This is a genomic window from Agromyces albus (assembly GCF_004134825.1).
GTDB lineage: Bacteria > Actinomycetota > Actinomycetes > Actinomycetales > Microbacteriaceae > Agromyces > Agromyces albus.
In genome coordinates this window covers 84,203-102,918 of the sequence record NZ_SDPN01000001.1, presented here as the reverse complement: position 1 = coordinate 102,918, position 18,716 = coordinate 84,203, and the positions used below count along the sequence as shown (strand labels likewise).

20 protein-coding genes are annotated in these 18,716 nt (G+C 69.0%); 11 read left to right on the top strand and 9 right to left on the bottom strand.

What is annotated here, in order from left to right:
- Positions 1 to 1,191, top strand: coding sequence for a RimK family alpha-L-glutamate ligase (locus tag ESP51_RS00495; RefSeq protein ID WP_129518917.1), 1,191 nt, complete (start codon positions 1 to 3; stop codon positions 1,189 to 1,191).
- A gap of 37 nt (positions 1,192 to 1,228) precedes the next feature.
- On the opposite strand, the gene ESP51_RS00490 is transcribed toward ESP51_RS00495, so the two are convergent.
- The 5 genes from ESP51_RS00490 to ESP51_RS00470 all read right to left on the bottom strand — a co-directional run bounded on the left by ESP51_RS00490 (position 1,229) and on the right by ESP51_RS00470 (position 4,534).
- On the bottom strand, positions 1,229 to 1,597 hold the full coding sequence (locus ESP51_RS00490) for a GntR family transcriptional regulator (protein ID WP_129518916.1): 369 nt from the start codon (positions 1,595 to 1,597) through the stop codon (positions 1,229 to 1,231).
- Positions 1,598 to 1,616: 19 nt separating this feature from the next.
- Positions 1,617 to 2,045, bottom strand: a complete 429-nt coding sequence (locus ESP51_RS00485; RefSeq protein ID WP_129518915.1) for a toxin-antitoxin system YwqK family antitoxin — start codon at positions 2,043 to 2,045, stop codon at positions 1,617 to 1,619.
- A gap of 2 nt (positions 2,046 to 2,047) precedes the next feature.
- Entirely contained in the window at positions 2,048 to 2,485 is a 438-nt protein-coding gene (locus ESP51_RS00480) for an Lrp/AsnC family transcriptional regulator (protein WP_129518914.1), read from the bottom strand.
- A 100-nt stretch (positions 2,486 to 2,585) separates the two neighbouring features.
- Positions 2,586 to 3,713, bottom strand: coding sequence for a Gfo/Idh/MocA family protein (locus tag ESP51_RS00475; RefSeq protein ID WP_129518913.1), 1,128 nt, complete (start codon positions 3,711 to 3,713; stop codon positions 2,586 to 2,588).
- Entirely contained in the window at positions 3,713 to 4,534 is an 822-nt protein-coding gene (locus ESP51_RS00470; RefSeq protein ID WP_129518912.1) for a sugar phosphate isomerase/epimerase family protein, read from the bottom strand. The genes ESP51_RS00475 and ESP51_RS00470 overlap by 1 nt, the downstream gene beginning before the upstream one ends.
- Positions 4,535 to 4,599: 65 nt before the next feature.
- On the opposite strand from ESP51_RS00470, the gene ESP51_RS00465 reads away from it, so the two are divergent.
- From ESP51_RS00465 to rocD, 4 genes are all read left to right on the top strand, one after another.
- Positions 4,600 to 5,211: a TetR/AcrR family transcriptional regulator gene (locus tag ESP51_RS00465; protein WP_129518911.1), complete on the top strand. Its 612-nt coding sequence runs from the start codon at positions 4,600 to 4,602 to the stop codon at positions 5,209 to 5,211.
- A 52-nt stretch (positions 5,212 to 5,263) separates the two neighbouring features.
- Entirely contained in the window at positions 5,264 to 6,064 is an 801-nt protein-coding gene (locus tag ESP51_RS00460; RefSeq protein ID WP_129518910.1) for an LLM class F420-dependent oxidoreductase, read from the top strand.
- Positions 6,065 to 6,467: 403 nt separating this feature from the next.
- Positions 6,468 to 7,253, top strand: coding sequence for a dimethylargininase (gene ddaH, locus ESP51_RS00455; RefSeq protein WP_241842910.1), 786 nt, complete (start codon positions 6,468 to 6,470; stop codon positions 7,251 to 7,253).
- Complete coding sequence (rocD, locus tag ESP51_RS00450) at positions 7,250 to 8,497, top strand: ornithine--oxo-acid transaminase (RefSeq protein ID WP_129518908.1); 1,248 nt, start codon at positions 7,250 to 7,252, stop codon at positions 8,495 to 8,497. Before ddaH ends, rocD begins: the two co-directional genes overlap by 4 nt.
- 64 nt (positions 8,498 to 8,561) lie before the next feature.
- Here the strand turns inward: rocD and ESP51_RS00445 are convergent, their stop codons facing one another.
- Complete coding sequence (locus tag ESP51_RS00445) at positions 8,562 to 9,446, bottom strand: alpha/beta fold hydrolase (RefSeq protein ID WP_129518907.1); 885 nt, start codon at positions 9,444 to 9,446, stop codon at positions 8,562 to 8,564.
- Positions 9,447 to 9,584: 138 nt separating this feature from the next.
- Here ESP51_RS00445 and ESP51_RS00440 point away from each other — a divergent pair, with 138 nt between their 5' ends.
- Positions 9,585 to 10,082 carry a CGNR zinc finger domain-containing protein gene (locus ESP51_RS00440; protein WP_164990334.1) on the top strand — a complete coding sequence of 166 codons (498 nt, stop codon included), beginning with the start codon at positions 9,585 to 9,587 and terminating at the stop codon, positions 10,080 to 10,082.
- 28 nt (positions 10,083 to 10,110) lie between these two features.
- Here the strand turns inward: ESP51_RS00440 and ESP51_RS00435 are convergent, their stop codons facing one another.
- Positions 10,111 to 10,695 (bottom strand): TetR/AcrR family transcriptional regulator, encoded by a 585-nt coding sequence (locus ESP51_RS00435; RefSeq protein ID WP_129518905.1) that lies wholly within the window; start codon positions 10,693 to 10,695, stop codon positions 10,111 to 10,113.
- Positions 10,696 to 10,771: 76 nt separating this feature from the next.
- Between ESP51_RS00435 and ESP51_RS00430 the strand changes: the two genes are divergently transcribed.
- Complete coding sequence (locus tag ESP51_RS00430; protein ID WP_129518904.1) at positions 10,772 to 13,135, top strand: MMPL family transporter; 2,364 nt, start codon at positions 10,772 to 10,774, stop codon at positions 13,133 to 13,135.
- A 35-nt stretch (positions 13,136 to 13,170) separates the two neighbouring features.
- Here ESP51_RS00430 and ESP51_RS00425 read toward each other — a convergent pair whose 3' ends face one another.
- Entirely contained in the window at positions 13,171 to 13,884 is a 714-nt protein-coding gene (locus tag ESP51_RS00425; RefSeq protein WP_129518903.1) for a TetR/AcrR family transcriptional regulator, read from the bottom strand.
- A 131-nt stretch (positions 13,885 to 14,015) separates the two neighbouring features.
- On the opposite strand from ESP51_RS00425, the gene ESP51_RS00420 reads away from it, so the two are divergent.
- The 4 genes from ESP51_RS00420 to ESP51_RS00405 are packed head-to-tail and all read left to right on the top strand — an operon-like array spanning position 14,016 to position 18,378.
- Positions 14,016 to 15,314 (top strand): sugar ABC transporter substrate-binding protein, encoded by a 1,299-nt coding sequence (locus ESP51_RS00420; RefSeq protein ID WP_241842897.1) that lies wholly within the window; start codon positions 14,016 to 14,018, stop codon positions 15,312 to 15,314.
- A gap of 5 nt (positions 15,315 to 15,319) precedes the next feature.
- A complete protein-coding gene (locus ESP51_RS00415; protein WP_129518902.1) occupies positions 15,320 to 16,240 on the top strand; it encodes a carbohydrate ABC transporter permease in 921 nt (306 codons plus the stop codon).
- 1 nt (position 16,241) lies between these two features.
- Positions 16,242 to 17,153, top strand: coding sequence for a carbohydrate ABC transporter permease (locus ESP51_RS00410; protein WP_129518901.1), 912 nt, complete (start codon positions 16,242 to 16,244; stop codon positions 17,151 to 17,153).
- Between the two features lie 55 nt (positions 17,154 to 17,208).
- Complete coding sequence (locus ESP51_RS00405; protein ID WP_129518900.1) at positions 17,209 to 18,378, top strand: glycoside hydrolase family 1 protein; 1,170 nt, start codon at positions 17,209 to 17,211, stop codon at positions 18,376 to 18,378.
- 30 nt (positions 18,379 to 18,408) lie between these two features.
- Here the strand turns inward: ESP51_RS00405 and ESP51_RS00400 are convergent, their stop codons facing one another.
- Positions 18,409 to 18,630 carry a hypothetical protein gene (locus ESP51_RS00400; protein WP_129518899.1) on the bottom strand — a complete coding sequence of 74 codons (222 nt, stop codon included), beginning with the start codon at positions 18,628 to 18,630 and terminating at the stop codon, positions 18,409 to 18,411.
- Positions 18,631 to 18,716: the final 86 nt, after the last annotated feature.

Below are 18,716 nucleotides of genomic sequence, written 5' to 3'. Positions count from 1 at the left end.
ATGAAACTGGCGATCCTCTCGCGCGCCCCGCAGGCGTACTCGACGCAGCGACTCCGGGCGGCCGCGGAACAACGCGGACACCAGGTGAGAGTGCTCGACACCCTGCGCTTCGCGATCGACCTGTCGGGGCCCGAGCCCGACCTGCAGTACCGCGGGCGGCCGCTCTCCGACTACGACGCGGTGCTGCCGAGGATCGGCAACTCGGTCACCTACTACGGCACGGCGGTGGTGCGGCAGTTCGAGCAGATGGACGTCTTCACGCCGAACACGGCGAACGGCATCACGAACTCGCGTGACAAGCTGCGCGCCAACCAGATCCTGTCCCGTCACAACATCGGCATGCCGGCGACGGCCTTCGTGCGGAACCGCGCCGATGTACGACCCGCGATCGAGCGGGTGGGCGGTGCGCCGGTCGTCATCAAGCTGCTCGAGGGAACACAGGGCATCGGCGTCATCCTCGCGCCCGAGGTCAAGGTCGCCGAGGCGATCATCGAGACCCTGCACTCGACGAAGCAGAACGTGCTCATCCAGCGGTTCATCAAGGAGAGCCGCGGCCGCGACATCCGTGCCCTCGTCGTCGGCGATCGCGTGGTCGCGGCGATGCGCCGGAGCGCGATCGGCGACGAGTTCCGCTCGAACGTGCACCGCGGCGGCACGGTGGAGTCCGTCGAGCTGACGCCCGAATTCGAGCAGGCAGCCGTGCGCTCGGCCCAGATCATGGGACTCAGGGTCGCCGGCGTCGACATGCTCGAGGGCGACGAGGGCCCGCTCGTGATGGAGGTGAACTCCTCCCCAGGCCTCGAAGGCATCGAGACCGCGACGAAGCTCGATGTGGCCGGCGCGATCGTCGACCACATCGCGAACCAGGTCGCCTTCCCCGAGATCGACGTGCGGCAGCGCCTCACCGTCTCGACGGGTTACGGCGTGGCCGAGCTCGTCGTGCACGGCGGCGCCGACCTGGTGGGCACGACCCTCGGCGACTCGGGGCTCTCGGAGCGCGACATCACCGTGCTCACGCTGCACCGTGGCACGAGCGTCATCCCGAACCCGCGCCGCAGCGTCGAGCTGCAGGCCGAAGACCGGCTGCTGTGCTTCGGCAAGCTCGAGGAGATGCGTTCGATGATCCCCGAGCGGCGACGCCGGCGCGCGAAGGTGCGCAAGCTGCCGAAACAACCCATTCCCGAGAGCTGAGAACCGAGAACCGAGAACCGAGACCAGGTCGGCGCGATCAGCCTCGCTGAGCGGGGAGCCCCAGGGCTGAACGCACGATCGCGAGCGCCTCGTCGGCGTCGACCCCGAGCCGGGCGATGTGATCGGCGTAGGCGGATGCCGCGAGCTGCGCCTGCTGCCGGGTCGGGTCACCGGTCGCTGACACGAACGAGCCGTTCCGTCCTCGCGTCTCGATGACGCCGTCGTGTTCGAGCTCACGGTAGGCGCGGGCGACGGTGTTCGGGGCGAGGCCGAGCTCTTCAGCGAGCCGGCGCACCGTGGGCATCCGGCTGCCGGGCACGAGGTCTCCGCTGCGCACGGCTTCGATCACCTGCACGCGAATCTGCTCGAAGGGCGCCACCGCACTGTTCGGATCGACCTCGAGCATCGGCGCTCCTGCATCCCCGCTAGTGGCGCGGCTGATGCGATCTCTCCTGCTTGAGGCTGCCGTCGGGGTGGTAGCTGCGCCACATGCCGATCTTGCGGCCCAGGTGATACTCGCCTTCGTCGAGCAATTCGCCGGTCGCGTGCCACCGCCGCCACTCGCCGTGCTGCTCGTTGCGCACGAAGGCGCCCTCCTGCAGCGGGCCGCCGTCTTCGCGCCACCACCGCCAGTGGCCGTCGAGCGTGTCTTCGAGCCGGTTGCCGGCTGCCTTCAGCTGGCCGTTCCGGTACCAGTACCGCCAGGGGCCCTGCTGCACGCCGTGCTCGTAGCTGCCCTCGGCCGAGACCCGGCCGTCGGCGAAGTGCTCCTGCCAGTGGCCGTGCTTGCGGCCGTCTTCGTCGAGGGCGTTCGGCGCCGACTCGCTCGGCGTGCTGCTCGCGGCATCCGTCATCGTCAGTCCCGGTTGCGGTTCACGAGTCTCGACAGCACGATCGCGCTTCGGGTGTGGTCGACATTGGGGGCGATTCGCACGCGTTCGAGGGCGTCTTCGAGCGAGGTGATGTCGCGGGCGCGCATGTGCACGATCGCGTCGGCGCTGCCCGTGACCGTGCCCGCGTAGACGACTTCGGGCACGCCCTGGAGGATGCGTTGCAGTTCGTCGGGTGCGACGGTGCCCCGGCAGAACAGCTCGACATAGGCCTCGGTGCTCATGCCGTCGACGGCGGGGTCGACCTGGATCGTGAACGAGCGGATGACGCCGTCGGCGACGAGCCGGTCGACACGCCGCTTCACGGCCGACGCCGAGAGGCCCACGGACGACCCGATGTCGCCGTACCCAGCCCGGGAGTTCTGCCGCAACAGGTCGAGGATGGCGCGGTCGAGGTTGTCCATCCTCGCAGTATATGCGGATTCATTGCGTTGGAATAGCGTTGAACGCGGGTTTCCTGCGCGAGCCGTTCGAGATGGCCGAGCACGACCCGGGCCGCGCCGGTCAGACCGTGCGCATGAACGGATCGAAATCGGCGGGCATCATGCCGACCACGTCGACGGTGCTCTCGACGGGCACGAACCCGCCCTGCTCCACCGACTCCTCGATCGCGAGCAGGGTGTCGAGCACGTGGTAGCCGATCTCGCCGCTCGCGAGATGCGTGTGGCCGCCCCGCACCGCGCGGGCGAGATCGAGCGCGCCGAGGCCCCGCCCGACCATGACGCCCTCCTGCTCGATGTCGATCCACTCCTGCGCGCCGGCATCGGCGAGCGAGGCGAGCGGGCGCACGATGGCGATACGGCCGCCGAAGGTGTTGGGGTCGGGGATGACGATCGTGCCCTCGGTGCCCGAGATCTCGACGATGCCCTGCCGCAGGAGCGGGGAGTCGGTGCTGTAGAGGCTCTGGGCCTGGCCGCCCTCCTCGAAGCGGGTCAGCACCTGTACGGTCGACGGCACCTCGACCGGGAAGGACTGCCCGGCGAGCGGGCCGACCTGCACCGAGCGGATGTCGGTGCCGCGCTGCCCGAGCGCAGCGACCTCGGCGACGGGGCCGAAGACGTGCACGAGCGCCGACACGTAGTACGGGCCCATGTCGAGGAGCGGCCCGCCACCGCGCGCGTAGAGGAAGCCGGGGTTCGGGTGGAACAGCTCGGGGCCCTGCCACTGGAACGTCGTCTGGGCGAACAGTGGGCGGCCGATGTCGCCGCGGGCGATGGCACGCCGCGCCGACTGCAGCCCGGGGCCGAGCACGGTGTCGGGGGCAACGCCGATGCGCACGCCCGCCGCTGCAGCCTGGTCGAGCAGCGCTGCGGCGCTCGCCCGGTCGATGCCGATGGGCTTCTCGCTCCACACGTGCTTGCCGGCCGACACCGCGGCCGACGAGACCTCGGCGTGCACAGCGGGGATCGTGAGGTTCACGACGAGCTCGACGTCGGGGTGCGAGAGCACGGCGTCGGCATCGCCCGACGCGCGGACTCCGTGCTTCTCGGCCTGCGCCCGCGCGCGGTCGAGGTCGAGGTCGCCGACGACGTGCACCTCGAGGTCGGGGAAGCTCGTGAGGTGCTCGAGGTAGGTGTCGCTGATGTTGCCGGCGCCGATGACGCCGACGCCGACGGCGTTGCCCGCGCCCATCAGGCGGCGCTCCGCGCGGCGAGGAACTTGTGGCTCTGCGCGAGTCCGTCGTAGAGGTCGCCGTCGTAGGCGTCGTACTCGACGACCGCGAATTCGAGGGCGGATGCCGCGTCGATGGCCGCCGCGAGCGGCACCGCTCCCCGGCCGGCGGGCACCTGATCGGCCGGCGGGTAGGCCGTGACGAGCTCGGGATCGAGGCTCCCGTCTTTCACGTGCACGGCGCGCACGCGGTCGCCGAGCCGGCCGATGAGCGCGACGACGTCGACGCCTGCGCGGGCCGCCCAGTAGAGGTCGACCTCGAGCGCGACCTCGGGGTCGAGAGCGTCGGCGAGGATCTCGAGGCCGCGCCGGCCGTCGATGTCGCGGTCGAGTTCGTGCGCGTGGTTGTGATAGCCGACGCGCAGGCCGTGCGTGGCCGCCGTGGCGGCGGCCGCGTTCAGCAGGTCGGCGGTCTCCTCGATCTGCTCTCGGGTCGACCAGCGGTCGGGGTCGGTGTACGGCTCGATCACGATCGACATGCCGAGTTCGCGCGCTGCGGCGAAGACCTCGTCGTGGCTGGGCGCCGCAATCGCGGTGCCGCTGCCGTCGGGCGCGATGAACGACGGCGAGGAGAGGAACGCGTGGCCGGTGGGGGCTGCGAGCCCGTGCCGCTTGAGTGCGGCGGCGAGCTCGCCCGCGCGGCGTACGAAGTCGTAGGGCTCCACCGTGGTGTAGCCGATGTCGGCGAGGCGACCGAGCGCCTCGTCGGCGTCGCGCTCGAGGTGCTCGCGAACGGTGAAGAGCTGGATGGAGGTCGTGGGTGAGGTCGTCGATGAGGTCACCCGAACGACCTTAGCACCGAAAACCTCCGCGTGGAGGTTTTTGTTCGACGGCTTACGATGGCCGCATGGAGTCGCCGAGCGCCGACCCCGACGATCGCCGCCGGGGGTCCTACGCCAAGGGCGTCGAACGACGGCAGGAGATCCTCGACCGCGCCATCGAGGTCTTCGCCGAGCGCGGCGCCGAGGGCACCTCGCTGCGTGCGATCGGTGAGGCGATCGGCGTCTCGCACGCAGCGCTGCGCCACTACTTCGACTCTCGCGAACAGCTCCTCGTCGCCGTGTACCGCGCCGCCGAGGAGCGCACGCACATCGAAGACCCGAACCCCCCGGGAACGACCGCCGTCGGCTCGATGACGAACGCCGCGCGCCGCAACCATGCCGTTCCCGGTCTCGTGCAGCTCTACACGACGCTCGTCGCCTCGGCGCTCGAGCGCGGGCACGATGACGCGCGCGACTTCGCGACGGCGCGCTTCGCCAGGGTCCGCGCCGAGCTCGTGGCGCAGGTCGAGGCGGAGCAGGCAGCCGGCCGGATGCGCGCCGACGTCGACGCGGCATCCGTCGCCTCGCTCGTGATCGCGGCGTCCGACGGCTTGCAGGTGCAGTGGCTGCTCGACCCCGGCGTCGATCCCGCCCCCTCGCTCGAGGTGCTCGAACGACTGCTCGGCGTCGAACGCTAGGAAAATCCGGAGACGCCGCCGTCGCGGCATCCGATCGTCCTAGGCTGGCGGAATGCGTCTCGATTCCCCCGTGCGTCTCGGTATCCAGGTACAGCCGCAGCACGCCCAGTACACCGCCATCCGCGACACCGTGCTCCGCCTCGAAGAGCTCGGCACCGACATCGTCTTCAACTGGGACCATTTCTTCCCGCTCTCCGGCGATCGCGACGGCCTGCACTTCGAAGCGTGGACGATGCTCGGTGCGTGGGCCGAGCAGACCGAGCGCATCGAGTTCGGCACGCTCGTGAACTGCAACTCCTACCGGGGCGCCGACCTGCAGGCCGACATGGCCCGCACCATCGACCACATCAGCGAGAAGGGCACGGGCGTCGGGCGCTTCATCTTCGGCACCGGTTCGGGCTGGTTCCATCGTGACTACGACGAGTACGGCTACGAGTTCGGCACTGCCGGAACGCGGCTCACCGCGCTCGCCCACGCGCTGCCCCGCATCGAGGAGCGCTGGGCGAAGCTGAACCCGCCGCCCACGCGCCGCATCCCGATCATGATCGGCGGCAAGGGCGAGCAGAAGACGCTTCGCATCGTCGCGCATCACGCCGACATCTGGCACTCCTTCGTGGGGCCTGAGGAGATCGCGCACAAGCTCGACGTCATCGCCCGCTGGGGCGAGAAGGACGGCCGGGATGTCTCGGGCATCACCGTCTCGAACGAGCTCGGCCGCGGCTACGACGTCGAGCACGCCGACGCGCTCTACGACGCAGGCGTGCGACTGTTCACGCTCGGCATCTCGGGGCCCGACTACGACCTCGATCGGGTGCAGCACTGGCTCCGCTGGCGCGACGGCAAGAACGGCTGAGGCGGCCGATCGGGAGCCATCCCGCATCGGCGGGCTGTGCCGGAAACCGGTACCGAGACGCGCAGGTCGCGGCATCCGACCGCTGATTCACGCACGGATGTCGCGAATTCGCGCCGAACGGGCACGAAAACTGCGCACCAATCCGGGAACCGCAGCTCGATTCCGTTCACACTGGAAGTGGCGTCTCGACGGCGACAACTCGAACGTCGTCGTCGAGGCTCGCGAGAGTGACCTGGTCCGCCGTCTTTGCCCACACCGCGGACCGAGGCGACCCCATTCACCACGAAATGGTGCGTCGCAACCTCCGCAAGTGCTCTCGAGGAGTGAGATGTCGACCGTGATCCAGACCGAAGACCAGCCGGAGATCCGGCCCGAACGCAGACCCACCGGCCGCAGCGTCCTGATGTGCCGCCCTGAGCACTTCACGGTCGTGTACCGCATCAACCCGTGGATGAACCCGGCCGAGCCCACCGACACGAGCCTCGCCCTCACGCAGTGGCAGGCGCTCTACGACACGTACGTCGGCCTCGGCTTCGAGGTGCAGCTCATCGACCCCATCGAGGGCCTGCCCGACATGGTCTACGCCGCGAATGGCGGGTTCGTCATCGACGGCATCGCCTACGGCGCGAAGTTCACGCATCCCGAGCGCCAGCCCGAGGGCCCCGCATACATGGACTGGTTCCGCGAGGCCGGTTTCGACGTGCGCGTTCCCGAGGAGATCAACGAGGGCGAAGGCGACTTCCTGCTCGTCGGCGACACGATCCTCGCCGGCACGGGCTTCCGCAGCGACTCGCTCTCGCACGAGGAGCTCGGCCGCATCTCCGGTCGCGAGATCGTGACCCTCCGGCTCGTGGATCCGAGCTTCTACCACCTCGACACCGCCGTCGCAGTGCTCGACCCGACGCCCGGCCAGGAGCACATCGCCTATCTGCCGAGCGCGTTCGACGAGGCATCCGTCGCCGTGCTGCGTGAGCGGTACCCCGACGCGATCATCGTCAATGAGACGGATGCCGCGGTGCTCGGTCTCAATTCGTTCAGCGACGGCCACAACGTGGTCATCGCCTCGCGGGCGGCCGACTTCGAGCGGCAGTTGCGTGAGCACGGCTACAACCCGATCGGCGTCGATCTCTCCGAGCTGCTGCGCGGCGGCGGCGGCGTGAAGTGCTGCACGCTGGAGCTGCGCCGATGAGCCGCGACGTGACCGAGGCCACGGGCGTGAGCGAGCGCACCGCAGAGCTCATCCGTGCGGAAGACGAGCACGCGGCCCACAATTACCACCCGCTGCCCGTCGTAGTGGAGCGCGGCGACGGCGCCTGGGTGACGGATGTCGACGGCCGCCGCTATCTCGATTGCCTCGCCGCCTACTCGGCCGTGAACTTCGGCCACGGCAACGAACGCCTCCTCGATGTGGCGCGCGCGCAGCTCGGCCGCATCACGCTCACGAGCCGCGCGTTCCACAACGACCAGCTCGGCCCGTTCGTGACCGAGCTCGCCGCGCTCGCCGGCAAGGACATGGTGCTTCCGATGAACACCGGCGCCGAGGCCGTGGAGTCGGGCATCAAGGTCGCTCGCGCGTGGGGCTACCGGGTGAAGGGCGTGGCAGCGGATGCCGCGAACATCATCGTGATGGCGGGCAACTTCCACGGCCGCACGACGACGATCATCTCGTTCAGCGACGACGCCGACGCGCACGACGACTTCGGGCCGTACACCCCTGGGTTCCGCACGGTGCCCTACGGCGATGCCGCGGCGGTCGAGGCGGCCATCGACGACGACACCGTCGCGGTGCTCGTCGAGCCGATCCAGGGCGAGTCGGGCATCCTCGTGCCATCGGCGGACTTCCTGCCGGCGCTGCGCGAGATCACCCGTCGCCACAACGTGCTGCTCATCGCCGACGAGATCCAGTCGGGCCTCGGCCGCACGGGTTCGACGTTCGCGTGCGACCTCGTGGGCGTCGTGCCCGACCTCTACCTGCTCGGCAAGGCCCTCGGCGGCGGCATCGTGCCCGTCTCCGCGGTGGTCGGCGACCGCGACGTGCTGGGAGTGCTCCAGCCGGGCCAGCACGGCTCGACGTTCGGCGGCAACCCGCTCGCCGCAGCGATCGGCCTCGAGGTCGTGCGCATGCTCGCGACGGGCGAGCCGCAGGAGCGTGCCCGAGCCCTCGGCGCGCACCTGCACGACCGACTCGAGGCGCTCGTCGGGCGCGGCGTCGTCGCGGTGCGCGGCGCGGGCCTCTGGGCCGGCATCGACATCGACCCCGAGCTCGCGACGGGTCGCGTGGTGTGCGAGGCGCTCATGCGCCGGGGCGTGCTCGTGAAGGACACGCACGGTTCGACGATCCGGCTCGCGCCGCCGATCGTCGTGGAGCAGGGCGACCTCGACTGGGCGGTCGACCAGCTCGAGGCCGTGCTCGAGGAGCTGCACGGCGAGTGACGTGAGAGAGGAGCGGATGCTGCGGCATCCGCTCCTCTCGTCTTCGTGCTGACTGCGCTGTGGCTCAGTTCACGAACGACTCGGCGAGCGACTCAGCGGCGCCGCCCTGCGTCGACTCCTTTGCGAGGAACGCGAGCAGCGCCTCGTTGACCTCTTCGGCGTGGGTCCAGAGCAGCCCGTGCGGGGCGCCCTCGATCTCGACGTAGTCGGCGTCGGGCAGGCGCTTGGTGAACTCGCGAGCCGTCGCGTCGATCGGGAGGATGCGGTCGGCCGTGCCGTGCAGGATGAGCGAGGGCACGTCGACCTTCTCGATGTCGGCGCGGAAGTCGGTGATCCACGAGTCGACCACGGCCGACGAGGCGAACCAGGATGCGCCCGCGGCGACGTTCCAGCTCGCGCGCACGGCGGCCTCGCTGATGCGGCTGCCGAGGTTCTCGTCGAGGTTGTAGAAGTTCTGGTAGAAGTCGTCGAACCAGGCGTACCGGTCGGCCTTCGCGGCCTGCTCGATGCCCTCGAACACCGAGGAGGGCACGCCCGCCGGGTTGTCGTCGGTCTGGAGCAGGAACGGCTCGAGCGAGGCGAGGAACGCGGCCTTGGCGACGCGCTCGCTGCCGTAGGTGCTGAGGTAGCGGCCGACCTCGCCGGTGCCCATCGAGAACCCGACGAGCACGGTGTCACGCAGGTCGAGGGTCTCCATCACGGTGTTGAGGTCGGCGGCGAAGGTGTCGTAGTCGTAGCCGACGGTGGGCTGGCTCGACAGGCCGAACCCGCGGCGGTCGTAGCTGATGACGCGGTAGCCGGCGGCGAGGAGCGCGGCGGTCTGCTTCTCCCACGAGCGGCCGTTGAGCGGGTAGCCGTGGATGAGCACGATGGGCTGGCCGGAGCCGTGGTCTTCGTAGTACAGCTCGATGGGCGTGCTGTTCTCGGTTCCGACGGTGATGGTCGACATTCGTTCTGCTCCTTGAGGTGAGATGTTCTAACCGGATTACCCGGCCTTGCTGGTTATAACTTTACGATAGCGGGATTATTCCAACCTGTCCAGTGCGTTAACATGGTTAGAACATCACCGTCCGAATCGAGACCCCTCATGTCTGCCTCTCTGCTGCTCGACCTCGTGAACTCGCGCCTCGTGCTCGGCGACGAGGTCAGCGACGAGCTCGGCGACGACACCGCGGCATCCGCGTGGCTCAAGGCCCACGGCCACGCCGGCACCCGCGAGGAGATCGCCGATGCGCGGGCGGCGCGCGAGGTGCTCGTGCCGTTCCTGCGAGGGGAGACGGATGCCATTGCGCTCGCGCCGTGGGCCGGCGCCATGCGCAAGCGCGCCGAACTGCACGACGGCGGCATCGAGTGGGTCGACGAGGTCGACCCCGCACTCGCGATCGGCGCGAAGGCGATCGAGGAGTGGAGCGCGCTGCAGGGGGAGCAGGGCTCGCGCATCCGGCCGTGCGCCGCTGCCGACTGCCAGCACTTCCTCATCGACGAGAGTCGCGCGAACGCGCGCAAGTGGCACTCGATGGAGACGTGCGGCAACCGCGAGAAGGCGCGCCGCCACTACGCCAGGGCGAAGCTCGGCGCGGCGTGACCTGAGGGTTCGCGGCTGGCGTTCCCGGCTACCGGCTGGCCGGTGCGGGGCCGAGCACGGCATCGACGAGTCGCGTGGCAGCGCCCACATCGGTCGGTATTCGGGTCAGTATTCGCACGATGAACGCCCCGAGGAGCGCGTTGACGATATCCGTGACCGGAGCGTCGGGGCGGAGCTCGGAGGTCTCGATGCCCGATTCGAGCCGTGCGATGAGGGTTGACGCCGCGCCGACGGACTCGCTGAGCCGGAGTCCGACATCGGCGTTCTCGGCGGCCGCCGCCACGAGTGAGCGCACGAGTGCCTCGTTGCGCTCATCTCGGGCGAACTCGAACAACGTGTCGAGCCACGTCACCAGGTCGTGCCGCAGATCGCCGGTGTCGAGCGGCGTGAGCGGTTCGGCGAACAGGAGCCCCTCGATCATCGCTTCCGCGATGAGCGCGCCCTTGGTCGGCCACCAGCGGTAGATCGTCTGCTTGCTCACGCCGGCGTCGGCGGCGATGCCCTCGACGGTGAGGTGCTCGTAGTGACGAGTGATGAATTGGTTCGCCGTGGCCTGCAGGATCGCAAGCCGGGCCTCCTCGTTGCGTGGGGCACCGCGCCGTCCGTTGGCCATCTTCACACCCTATCCTCAGTTTACGCAACGGTGCGTTGCGTATTGTTTATCCGGGGAACCTGACTGGAGAATGAAAATGGCGGAATTGCTCCACCGGCTCGGCAAGCTGGCCGCCCGGCGAACCTGGGTGGTCATCGCGGCGTGGGTCGTCGTGGCGGCGATCGCCGCCGGCGGCTTCGCAATCGGGTTCAAGGGGCTTACGACGAGCTTCGACATCCCGGGCACCGCATCTGGCGCGGTGACCGATGAACTTCAGGAGCACCTTCCCGATTTCAGTGGCGCAGCAGGATCAGTGGTCTTCGAGACGACCGACGGCACGGCGTTCACGGCTGAGCAGCACGAGCAGATCAGCGCGCTCGTCGCCGACGGCCGCGACCTTCCGGAGGTCGCCGATGTCGTCGATCCCTTCGACGTCGAGCAGCAGCGGGCCGAGCGACAGCAGGAGGTCGTCGACGGCCGAAAGCAGATCGAAGACGGCCGGACGCAGCTCGACGCGCAGCAGGCGCAACTCGACGCGCAAGGCGCCCAGCTTCCCGAGCAGCAGGCCCAACTCGACGACGCGCGCGACGAGCTCGACGAGAAGAGCGAGCAGCTCGAGACCGGTGCAGAGCTGCTCGAGCTCTCGAGCGGCATCCGCGTCGTCTCGGAAGACGGCTCGACCGCCCTCGTCAACGTCGCCTTCACGCAGCCCCGCCTCGAGCTCTCGGAGGAGACGAAGAACGCCGTCATCGAGCACTTCGAGTCCGAACCGATCGACGGCACCGAGGCGTCGTTCTCGAGCGACATCGCGCAAGGCCCGCCTCCGCTGTTCGGGGTCGGCGAGATCGTCGGCGTGGTGTTCGCCGCCGTCGTGCTCCTCGTCATGCTCGGCTCGATCCTCGCGGCCGCGCTTCCCCTCGTGACCGCGATCCTCGGCATCGCGGTCGCCGCAACGGGCTCGCTCGCGTTCTCCGGCGTCGTGCAGATGGCCTCGGTCACCCCGGTGCTCGCCATCATGCTCGGCCTGGCGGTCGGCATCGACTACTCCTTGTTCATCATCAATCGCCACCGCAAGCAGCTCCTGGAGGGCGCCGAGGTGCGCGAGTCGATCGGGCTTGCGAACGGCACCGCCGGGAACGCCGTCGTCTTCGCCGGCGCGACCGTGATCGTCGCGCTGCTCGCCCTCAACGTCACCGGCGTGCCGTTCCTCGGCCTCATGGGCACCGTCGGCGCGATCGCTGTGGCGATCGCCGTGCTCATCGCCGTGACCCTCACCCCGGCACTGCTCGGCCTGCTCGGCCCGAGGGTGCTCGGCCGTCGCGCTCGCGCGCGGATCGGAGAGGAGCATCACGAGGACACCACGTCTCGGCCCATGCCGACGTGGCGCGCGGTGCTGACCGTCGCCATGACCGCCGCGGCGCTGCTCACCATCGCGATCCCTGCGCTCTCGATGCGGGTCGGACTGCCCGACGGTTCGACTGCACCCGAGCACTCGGCGGAGTACGAGGCGTTCACCACGACCGAAGACGCCTTCGGTGCCGGCGCCAACGGCCCGCTCCTCGTCACCGCGGAGCTGCCCGCCGGGCTCGATGACGACGCCGTCGTCGAAGCCCAGCTCGACGTCGCACGCACCATCGCCGAGCAGCACGACGTGGCCGCCGTCGCCCCGATCGCGGTCTCCGACGACGACCGGCTCGCCGCCTTCCAGGTCGTGCCCGAGGAGGGCCCGAACAGCGTCTCGACCGGAGAACTCGTGCAGGCCCTGCGCGAGCTGCCGCCGGTCGACGGCGACATGCCGCTCGGCGTCGCCGGCCAGGCCGCGATCAACATCGACATCTCCGAGAACCTCGCGAACGTGCTGCCGCTCTACCTCGTGGTCGTCGTGGGCCTGTCGCTGCTCATCATGATCCTGGTGTTCCGCTCGATCCTCGTGCCCCTCATCGCGACCGGCGGGTTCATCCTCTCCCTGTTCGCCACCTATGGAGCGATCGTCGCGGTCTTCCAATGGGGATGGTTCGCCGAACCGCTCGGGATCCAGCCCGGCCCGATCCTGAGCTTCCTGCCGGTGATCCTCGTGGGCATCCTGTTCGGGCTCGCCATGGACTACCAGCTGTTCCTCGCGTCGGGCATGCGGGAGGCGTACGTGCACGGCGCATCGGCCAGGATCGCCGTGGCGCGAGGATTCCGCGCCGGTCGAACCGTCGTCACCGCGGCCGGCCTCATCATGGTCTCGGTGTTCGGCGGGTTCGTGTTCGCCGAGTCGACGATGATCCGTTCGATCGGATTCGGCCTGGCGCTCGGGGTGCTCCTCGACGCCTTCGTCGTGCGGATGCTCCTCATGCCGGCGCTCATGCACCTGCTCGGCAGGTCGGCGTGGTGGATCCCGCGCTGGCTCGACCGCATCCTGCCGAACGTCGACGTCGAGGGAGCGGCGCTCGAGCGGCGACACCACGCCGCCTGACCGCCGCGCGATGTCGTCGGGGCGGCGCTGAGGCCTCAGCGCTTCGGGGAGGTTCCCTCGTTGTCGCCCCGCGGTGCCAGCAGGTAGCCGCGCACGAACTCGTCGAACGCCGCCGTCATGTCGACCGACTCGTCGAGCAGCCATTGCTGCTGCAGGCCGTCCATCACGGCGGCGATGAGCCGGGAGGCGTGGGCGGTGTCGATGTCGGCACGGATGATGCCGTCGCGTTGGGCATCGTCGAGCACGGCGCGAGTCGAGTTCGCCGTGTCGGCGTACCGCCGAGCGAACTGCTCGTGCGCGGGGTGCTCGCTGTCGGTCGCCTCGGCTGAGATCACCGTGTAGAGCGAGGTGAGGCCGCGAGTGGTCTGGTTGTAGGCGACGACCTTGCGCATCTGCTCGAGCAGGGTGAACTCCGACACGTCGCCGGCGGCCTCCTGCACGCGGGCGTCGCGCTGGCGGAGCACCTCGGTGAAGAGCTCCTCCTTGCCGGCGAAGTGATGCATGAGTCCCGCGAGGGTGAGGTCGACCCGTTTCGCGATCTCGCGCAGCGATCCGCTGTGGTACCCGCTGCGCCCGAACACCACGAGTGCGGCGTCGACGATCTCCTGGCGCTTGGCCTGCCCCTTCGCGTAACTGCCGCGCGGCGCTCGCGATGACGAGGCACCGGATGCCTCGTGCCCCGATGCCTCGGGCGTCGGCGTCGACGCGCTCGTGCCGCTCGCGGCATCCGTCGCCTCATTGCTGTTCATACCTGAAACCTACCGGCCTTCCATTGCCTAAAACCTACCGCATGAAAGGTTTCTGCGCTATGTTGGACGCGTTGCGTCGGGTAGCCGTCGCACGAGCCCCGAGCGGGCACCGACCAATGGAGGCCGAGACGATGAATCGATGGAGATCACAGCGAGCAACCGGGCGCATGGTGGCGGCCGGCGCGATCGTGGCTGCCGGCGCGATCATGCTGACCGCGTGCGGGCGTGGCGACGGAGCGGCCGGCGGCCCCGAGAGCAAGGGCGCGATCAACGACGAGCCCGCCACGGGCACGGTCGAGATCTGGGCGATGGGCAACGAGGGCGAAGTGCTCGGTGAGCTCGCCGCCAAGTTCGAGGAGGAGAACCCCGACGTCACGATCGACGTCACCGCAGTGCCGTGGGAGAGCGCCCACGACCGCATCGCCACTGCCATCGCCGGCGGCGAGACCCCCGACATCTCGATGCTCGGCACCACGTGGGTCGGCGAGTTCGCCGCCACCGGTGCCTTCGAGCCGACGCCCGACGGACTCGTCGACGAGGGCGACTTCTTCGAGGGCTCGTGGAACACCACCGTCGTCGACGACGTGGCCTACGGCGTGCCGTGGTACGTCGACACCCGCGTGCTCTACTACCGCACCGACCTGGCCGAGGCGGCCGGCGTCGAAGCGCCCACGACGTGGGAGGAGTACAAGACCTTCGCCGCGGCACTGAAGAGCCAGGGCGCGACCTCCGGTGTCTCGCTGCCGCCCGGCGGATTCGACTCGTGGCAGTACGTCGCACCGCTCGCCTGGCAGCAGGGTGGAGACATCCTCGACTCCGACGGCGAGACGTTCACGCTCGACAGCCCCGAGTGGCAGGAGGCGTTCGAGTTCTACGCGAGTTTCTTCGAGGAGGGCATCTCCGAGCCCGTGCGTCTCGAGGGCGGCGAGATCGAGCAGAAGTTCATCTCGGGCGAGGTCGGATCGTTCTTCAGCGGGCCGTTCCACGTGGGCCTGCTGCGCGAACAGGGCGGACCCGAGTTCGCCGACAAGTTCGCCGTCGCGATGGTGCCGGGCGCCGACACCCAGACGAGCTTCACGGGCGGCGGCAACCTCGCCGTCTTCGACGACAGCGAGAACCGCGACGCCGCGTGGAAGTTCGTGCGCTGGCTGAGCCAGCCCGAGACGCAGGTGGCGTGGTACGACATCTCGACCGACCTGCCGAGCGTCGAGGCCGCATGGGACGACGCGGTGTTCGCCGACGACCCGTACCTCAGCGTCTTCGGCGAGCAGCTCACCGACTCGAAGGCCCCGCCGGCGATCCCCACGTGGGCGCAGGTGTCGGCGGTCATCGACCAGGAGCTCGAGAAGGTCACGCGCGGCGAGACGAGCGTTGAAGACGCGCTCGCCGCGGTGCAGCAGCAGGCCGAGTCGATCGGCACGGGCCAGTAGGCATCATGGCCACCCTCGTCCCGCAGGCTCCGGCGCGCGCTCGCGCGTCGCGTCGGAGCCGGCACGCCACGTTCGTCGCGTGGGGCTTCGCTGCACCGTTCCTGATCCTGTTCCTCGTGTTCATGGCCGGGCCGATCGTGGCGTCGCTCATGATGAGCTTCACCGACCTCACGACGCGAGACCTGCAGACGCCCTTCAACGTGAACTTCGTGGGGTTCGAGAACTACGCGCAGCTCTTCGGCGACCCCAGGTTCGTGCGATCGCTGCTGAACACCGCGGTGTTCGTGATCGTCGGCGTGCCGCTCACGATGGCGGTCGCGCTCGCCGTCGCGCTCGCGCTCAACACGGGCATCGCGAAGTTCCGCACCGTGTTCCGGGTGGGCTACTACGCGCCCGTCGTCACGAGCATCGTCGCGATCGCGATCGTCTGGCGGTTCATCCTCCAGCCCGACGGGCTGCTGAACGGCTTCCTCGGCTGGTTCGGCATCGCCGGCCCTGACTGGCTGCAGAGCACGACGTGGGCGCTGCCCTCGCTCATCCTCATGGCTGTCTGGCGCAACATCGGCACGCTCATGGTGATCTTCCTCGCCGGCCTGCAGGGGGTGCCGAAGGAGCACCACGAAGCGGCGATGGTCGACGGCGCGAACGCGTTCCAGCGCTTCGGTAACATCACGATTCCGGCGATGCGCCCCACACTGCTCTTCGCGGCCGTCATCACCGGAATCGGCTTCCTGCAGTTCTTCGAGGAGCCGTTCGTGATGACGCGCGGCGGACCGCTCGACGCCACCCTGTCGGCGGCGATGTACACCTTCAACCAGTTCGGGTTCGGCAACTACTCGTACGCCTCCGCGGCGAGCTACGTGCTCTTCCTCGCGATCGTCGCGCTGTCGCTGATCCAGTTCCGGCTGCTCGGAAAGAAGGACTGACATGTCGGCGACCACGAAAGACACTGAGGTGTCGGATGCCGCCCGCGATGCGGCATCCGCTCGCTCGACCTCGACCGGTTCGCCCAGTCGTCGACGGCGGCCGCGACCGCGCTGGTGGCTCTACGTCGTGCTCACGCTCGGTCTCATCGCGATGGTCATGCCGTTCGTGTGGATGCTCCTCGGCTCGTTCAAGACCACCGCCGAGATCCGCCAGTACCCGACGAACTTCTGGCCGATCGAGCCGACCCTCGACAACTACACGCAGCTGTTCGGCCGGCTCGACTTCGCGACGTTCTTCACGAACAGCATCATCGTCGCCGTGTTCGTGACGCTCGGCAACATCGTGTTCTCGTCGATGGTGGGCTACGCCCTCGCGAAGCTCGAGTTCCGTGGCAAGAAACTGCTCTTCGTGCTCGTGCTCGGCACGCTCATGGTGCCGGGCGTCGTGACGTTCGTTCCGCTGTTCGTGCTGACCGCGAACCTCGGGCTCGTGAACTCCTACCCGGGGATGATCCTGCCGTTCCTGATCACCCCGCTCGGGGTGTTCCTGATGCGCCAGTTCATGCTGAGCCTGCCCGACGACATCATCGAGGCGGCGCGCATCGACGGTGCGGGGGAGTGGCGCACCTTCCTCAGCGTGATCATGCCGCTGTGCGGCCCGGCGGTCGCGACGCTCACGATCCTGACGTTCCTCGGGAGCTGGAACAACTTCCTCTGGCCGCTCGTCGTGGCCACGAGCGAAGACAAGTACACCCTGCCGGTGGCGCTCGCGCTGTATTCGGTGGGCCAGAACGCGGCGCAGTACGGGCTCATGATGGCCGGTGCGGTCGTCGTGGTCGTGCCCGTGCTGCTCATCTTCGTGGTGCTGCAGCGTTACTTCGTGCAGGGCATCGCGCTTACGGGAATCAAGTGATTTCGATCCGATCCACGTTCCGATCCACGTTTCGATCCAAGTGAAGGAGGGCTGGATGGCAGACATCCGCTTCCCCGACGGCTTCCTCTGGGGCGCCTCGACCGCCGCCCATCAGATCGAGGGCAACAACGTCAACTCCGACTGGTGGCAACGCGAGCACGGTCACTTGCCCGGCGCGCCGGTCGAGACGCCGTCGGGCGACGCCGCCGACAGCTTCCACCGCTATCCCGAGGACATGGCGCTGCTCGCAGGGGCCGGGCTGAACGCCTACCGCTTCAGCATCGAGTGGGCGCGCATCGAGCCCGAGCAGGGGTTCGTCTCACGGGCGATGATCGACCACTACCGGCGCATGGTCGACACCGCTCGCGGGCTCGGCCTCGAGCCGATCGTGACGCTGCATCACTTCACGAATCCGGCGTGGTTCGCACGTGAGGGCGGTTGGCTGACGGATGCCTCGGTCGACCGCTTCGCGCGGTTCGTCGAGGCCGCGCTGCCGATCCTCGACGACGTCGACCTCGTGTGCACGATCAACGAGCCGAACATGGTCTCGGTGCTCGCCGATCCGGCCGTGGGGTTCCCGTCGATCGGGCTGCCGCCGGGCGTGCCGCACGTGACCGATCGGCTCGTCGACGCGCACAAACGCGCCGTCGAGCTCGTGCGCGGCGCTGGCAGCCGCGCGGGCTGGTCGATCGCGACGCAGGCCTACCAGGCCGAGCCCGGGGCCGAGCAGGTCGCGGCGGAGTACGGCCGGTCGCGTGAAGACGTGTTCCTCGACGCGGCATCCGGTGACGACTGGGTCGGCGTGCAGGCCTACACGCGCACGAAGATCGGGGCAGACGGGCCGTTGCCGATTCCGGATGACGCGGAGCGCACGCTCACCGGCTGGGAGTACTACCCGCCCGCCATCGGCGACGGCATCCGCAACTCCTGGGCCCGCAACGGGCTGCCGGTGTACGTCACCGAGAACGGCATCGCCACGGCCGACGACGCTCGCCGCATCGACTACACGCGGGGCGCGCTCGGCGCGGTGGCATCCGCGATCTCCGACGGCATCGACGTGCAGGGGTACCTGCACTGGAGCGCGCTCGACAACTACGAGTGGGGGAGCTTCACGCCGACGTTCGGGCTCATCGGCTGGGACCCGCGCACCTTCGAGCGCCTGCCCAAGCCGAGCCTCGGCTGGCTCGGCGAGGTCGCGCGCGCGGGGGCCGTCGCCGACGGCTGATCGGGCGCACGGCGCGGGTGCGCCATCCGCTCACCTGTGCAGGATGCCGAACGACCACGGTGGAATCTGGTCGGTCCACTCCTCTTGCCTGGCGGCGCGTCGCTCGGCCCTGGTTGCGCGTCGCCTGGAACGCCACTCGGCGAACCGCAGCAGGTGGGATCTCGCGGGATTCTGCGCCCCGTGCTCGTTCGCACGTGCACTCGCCTTGGGGAATGGCGCGTCGTATTCGCTGGCTTCGTCGAATCCTGACATCTTCCAGCCTCCGTCTCATAACACCACTGAACTACAGTTACTGGTGTTATTAACACTGCCGCTGGTCGTAACACCTGTCAAGGGGT

Coding starts and splice junctions, on each gene's coding strand:
- ESP51_RS00490 (WP_129518916.1), bottom strand. CDS start 1,597: ATGCTCGAGGTCGATCCGAACAGTGCGGTGGCGCCCTTCGAGCAGATT.
- ESP51_RS00415 (WP_129518902.1), top strand. CDS start 15,320: ATGGCCACCCTCGTCCCGCAGGCTCCGGCGCGCGCTCGCGCGTCGCGT.
- ESP51_RS00465 (WP_129518911.1), top strand. CDS start 4,600: ATGGAGTCGCCGAGCGCCGACCCCGACGATCGCCGCCGGGGGTCCTAC.
- ESP51_RS00475 (WP_129518913.1), bottom strand. CDS start 3,713: ATGGGCGCGGGCAACGCCGTCGGCGTCGGCGTCATCGGCGCCGGCAAC.
- ESP51_RS00410 (WP_129518901.1), top strand. CDS start 16,242: ATGTCGGCGACCACGAAAGACACTGAGGTGTCGGATGCCGCCCGCGAT.
- ESP51_RS00425 (WP_129518903.1), bottom strand. CDS start 13,884: ATGAACAGCAATGAGGCGACGGATGCCGCGAGCGGCACGAGCGCGTCG.
- ESP51_RS00400 (WP_129518899.1), bottom strand. CDS start 18,630: ATGTCAGGATTCGACGAAGCCAGCGAATACGACGCGCCATTCCCCAAG.
- ESP51_RS00445 (WP_129518907.1), bottom strand. CDS start 9,446: ATGTCGACCATCACCGTCGGAACCGAGAACAGCACGCCCATCGAGCTG.
- ESP51_RS00420 (WP_241842897.1), top strand. CDS start 14,016: ATGAATCGATGGAGATCACAGCGAGCAACCGGGCGCATGGTGGCGGCC.
- ESP51_RS00485 (WP_129518915.1), bottom strand. CDS start 2,045: ATGACGGATGCCGCGAGCAGCACGCCGAGCGAGTCGGCGCCGAACGCC.
- ESP51_RS00460 (WP_129518910.1), top strand. CDS start 5,264: ATGCGTCTCGATTCCCCCGTGCGTCTCGGTATCCAGGTACAGCCGCAG.
- ESP51_RS00495 (WP_129518917.1), top strand. CDS start 1: ATGAAACTGGCGATCCTCTCGCGCGCCCCGCAGGCGTACTCGACGCAG.
- ESP51_RS00440 (WP_164990334.1), top strand. CDS start 9,585: ATGTCTGCCTCTCTGCTGCTCGACCTCGTGAACTCGCGCCTCGTGCTC.
- ESP51_RS00430 (WP_129518904.1), top strand. CDS start 10,772: ATGGCGGAATTGCTCCACCGGCTCGGCAAGCTGGCCGCCCGGCGAACC.
- rocD (WP_129518908.1), top strand. CDS start 7,250: ATGAGCCGCGACGTGACCGAGGCCACGGGCGTGAGCGAGCGCACCGCA.
- ddaH (WP_241842910.1), top strand. CDS start 6,468: ATGTGCCGCCCTGAGCACTTCACGGTCGTGTACCGCATCAACCCGTGG.
- ESP51_RS00405 (WP_129518900.1), top strand. CDS start 17,209: ATGGCAGACATCCGCTTCCCCGACGGCTTCCTCTGGGGCGCCTCGACC.
- ESP51_RS00435 (WP_129518905.1), bottom strand. CDS start 10,695: ATGGCCAACGGACGGCGCGGTGCCCCACGCAACGAGGAGGCCCGGCTT.
- ESP51_RS00480 (WP_129518914.1), bottom strand. CDS start 2,485: ATGGACAACCTCGACCGCGCCATCCTCGACCTGTTGCGGCAGAACTCC.